Origin of the sequence: Shewanella gelidimarina (assembly GCF_023283945.1) — a bacterium.
GTDB classification, from domain to species: Bacteria; Pseudomonadota; Gammaproteobacteria; order Enterobacterales; family Shewanellaceae; genus Shewanella; species Shewanella gelidimarina.
Map to the genome: position 1 here is coordinate 1 of NZ_JAKIKW010000057.1, position 1,952 is coordinate 1,952.

Here is a 1,952-nt window from a genome sequence, read left to right on the forward strand (position 1 = left end):
TTTTGATTGCCTCCTAAGAGGCAATTTCGAATAACTCAACACCTGTGAGTGCCCACACAGATTTGCTTGTCATATTGTTAAAGAGCGTGACACCATCTTTCATGTGTCGCCAAAGACGCTAGGTCGTTGGCTTGAGGAGGCGTATTCTACACTCTCCAGCGTCAGCGTCAAGTGCTTATATTAAGAAGTTATTCGAGTGATGATTTCTTAATCACTAATGTGAAAAACTATCAAACCCGAAGCTCTTAAAGCGCTTGTCACCTGAATCAAATCTCCGAAGAGTTTTAACTCTCTAACACTGCTGCAAGTCCCGTGCTACCTAAGTAGTTGGCCTGCTGTGCCGTGTCAGTGGATGCGTATTATAGGGAGATCCCGACTGAGCGCAAGCGCTTTTCTCCCTTAAAGCAGCCTTTTTTAACCGATCCGGGATAGCCACACCCTACACACCACTTACCCACAAGGTTATCCACAATTTACCCCTCAATTGATGAACCAATCTCGGTATGGGAACCTTATTTTAGTACAGTATTGGAAACTTGCAGGCCAGAATAATGATGATTTTGAACTTTATACCTCAGCTTTACCTCGCGGTATGACCACAAATCAGCCGATCGGCCTTAACGTCCTGCTCAGCAATCAACTGACACCAATCATTATTCGCTTTCGTCCGGTACTTCGATCGACGATTTTATCCTTTGGCAGCCGCTTATTATCAATAAAGTAAGCGATGAATAAAGGGAGTCGCTAGCCAAATATCATAACTGGATGTGGCTTTTATCGAAACCAGGCTAATTCCAACACGGGGGAATAGTGATATGGAGTTGAGTTCATCCGGGATCGATATTGTTTAAATTCATTAGGCCACCATAACTCGCTCTTAGCTTCCGGCACTATTTATGCGTATTAATGACTGCGTAGCGCTAGAAAACAAAATGAAAACACTCTAAAGGAAAGCGGGCTGATGTGGCTTTTATCTAAATCAGGCCAATTCAAGATAAGTGAAGGCACATTAAGTCAGTTTGAGCTGACTCGATATTGTTTAAGCAGGACGCAGGGCTATCTGGTAGTGGTGTAAAACTACAACTGCAAGTCGCTTCTATTGAGATCGGCACCCAGCCGCCTGCACTATTATATGTAATGATTACTGCGCAGCGCTAAAAAACAGAATAGAAAACACGCTAAACGGAAACTGGCTGAGCTATAGATCTACATATTACAGCCCTAAAAATAGAAATGAGCTGCCTAGATATAACCGTTAGTCGCCATGAATGGCAGAATATATGAATATAGGCGCTAGAACGAAGCTAGATCCTAGTGCCGAGCGAGTCAAAATAACCCTCTCGGCATCATGGTCACAACACTATGATTATGCCTGCTGCATTCTATCGTTCCGTCAGTTCATCAACTCAAAAACGCCCAAATCGCAGACGTAAAAAAGCCCGTTGCGTTAGCAACGGGCTGTTCACTCTCTTTCGAGACCAAACTTAGAAAGAGTGGCGCCTGAAAATGTTCGATTCGCACCAGGCTAATATCGGCCACAACACGATTATGCCTATGCTATTGCCCTGTATTCCGTCGTTCCGTCAGTTCATCAACTTAAAAAACACAAATCACAGACGTAAAAAAGCCCGTTGCGTTAGCAACGGGCTGTTCACTCTCTTATCAGACCAAGATAAAAAAGAGTGGCGACTGGAAATGTCCGACTCGCACCTCGGCATCATGGCCACTGCACTACCATCTCTGTTGTGTTGTCCTTTATATTCTGTTGTTCCGTCAATTCAACAACGTAAAAACACTCAAATTACAGACGTAAAAAAGCCCGTTGCGTTAGCAACGGGCTCTTCACTCTCTTTCGAGAAATTAGGCGCCTGGAAATGACCTACTCTCACATGGGGAAACCCCACACTACCATCGGCGATACTGTGTTTCACTTCTGAGTTCGGAATGGGATC

Annotated in this window: 1 rRNA gene; it reads right to left on the reverse strand. The window is 44.3% G+C overall.

Annotation, left to right across the window (positions count from 1 at the left end):
- Positions 1 to 1,866: 1,866 nt before the first annotated feature.
- Positions 1,867 to 1,952: ribosomal RNA gene (gene rrf / locus L2729_RS21440) — 5S ribosomal RNA — on the reverse strand; the annotation flags it as partial.